Origin of the sequence: Geodermatophilus siccatus, assembly GCF_900103785.1 — a bacterium.
Taxonomy (GTDB): Bacteria; Actinomycetota; Actinomycetes; order Mycobacteriales; family Geodermatophilaceae; genus Geodermatophilus; species Geodermatophilus siccatus.
In genome coordinates this window covers 1-1,421 of record NZ_FNHE01000035.1, presented here as the reverse complement: position 1 = coordinate 1,421, position 1,421 = coordinate 1, and the positions used below count along the sequence as shown (strand labels likewise).

Sequence of the window (1,421 nt, the reverse complement as noted above, 5' to 3'; positions counted from 1 at the left end):
GGTGACGTCCCTGGAAGTGGTGTAGCTGGTCGGAGGTCCTGAGCTCGTCGGCGAGGTGCTGGCGTGCGAGAGGCCACCGCGTGGATCTTCTGCGTGAACCCGCCAAGGAACACTCAGGAGAAAGGCCACGCGATGGCCCTGAACCAGTCTGCCCTGCTCGAGCTCCTCGAGGCACTCAAAGCTGCCGAGGTTGACGACCGCATCCGCACCGCCACCGAGACGCTCTACCAGGCGCTGATCGAGGCCGAGCTCACCGCGGTCATCGGCGCCGCACCCGGTGAGCGCACCGAGAGCCGCACCGCCCAGCGCAATGGTTCGCGCCCCCGCACGCTCACGACCACCGCCGGGGATCTGGAGTTGCGCATCCCCAAGCTGCGCACCGGGTCGTTCTTCCCGTCGCTGCTGGAGCGCCGGCGGCGGATCGATCAGGCGCTGTTCGCGGTGGTGATGGAGGCCTATCTGCACGGCGTGAGCACCCGCAAGGTCGACGACCTGGTCCGCGCCCTCGGCGCCGACACCGGCATCTCCAAGAGCGAGGTCAGCCGGATCTGCGCCGACCTGGACGAGGAGGTGACCGCCTTCCGCGACCGCTCTCTGGCCGAGACGGCCTACCCGTACGTCTTTCTGGATGCCACCTACTGCAAGGCGCGGGTCAACCGGCGGGTGGTCTCCCAGGCGGTGGTGATCGCCACCGGGGTGGCCGCCGACGGCCACCGGGAGGTGCTCGGCTTCGCCGTCGGGGACAGCGAGGACGGCGCCTTCTGGACCGCCTTCCTGCGCTCGCTGAAGGCCCGCGGCCTGGGTGGAGTCCAGCTGGTCATCTCCGACGCCCACACCGGGCTGAAGGCCGCCATCGGCGCGGTGCTGCTCGGCGCCAGTTGGCAACGGTGCCGGGTGCACGTCATGCGCAACGTCTTGGCGCGCGTGCCGAAGGGCAACGCCGAGATGGTCGCCGCCGCGATCCGGACGATCTTCGCCCAGCCCGATGCCGAGCACGTGCGCGCCCAGCTCGACGTCGTCGCCGGCATGCTGGGCCGGCAGTTCCCGCAGGTGGAGGCCATGCTGCGGGAGGCCGCCGAGGACCTGCTGGCGTTCACCGCTTTCCCGGTCGGGCACTGGAAGAAGATTTGGTCGACCAATCCGCTGGAACGGCTGAACAAGGAGATCAAGCGGCGCACCGACGTGGTCGGGGTCTTTCCCAACCCCGAAGCCCTGATGCGGCTGGCCGGCGCGGTGCTGGTGGAGGCCCACGACGAATGGCAGGTCTCCGACCGCCGCTACCTCGCCGAGGGCTCCATGGCCCTCCTCAACCGCCTCAAGCAGTCCGCCGAGGAGGTGGCGCAGCCGGCCCTGATCGCGTCATAGTCCGACCGCAGAAGCTCTCCGCGGCCGCGAGCTACACCACGCCCGGGGACATCACC

Annotated in this window: 1 protein-coding gene; it reads left to right on the top strand. The window is 69.8% G+C overall.

The genetic code is table 11. The annotated features are described in order from the left end of the window. Nucleotides 1-132 precede the first annotated feature (132 nt). Nucleotides 133-1,365: an IS256 family transposase gene (locus BLS21_RS24415; protein WP_091224516.1), complete on the top strand. Its 1,233-nt coding sequence runs from the start codon at nucleotides 133-135 to the stop codon at nucleotides 1,363-1,365. The last annotated feature ends 56 nt before the right edge of the window (nucleotides 1,366-1,421 follow it).

What these genes read in the sequence shown, in the direction of transcription:
- BLS21_RS24415 (WP_091224516.1), top strand. Translation starts at nt 133, where the DNA reads ATGGCCCTGAACCAGTCTGCCCTGCTCGAGCTCCTCGAGGCACTCAAA.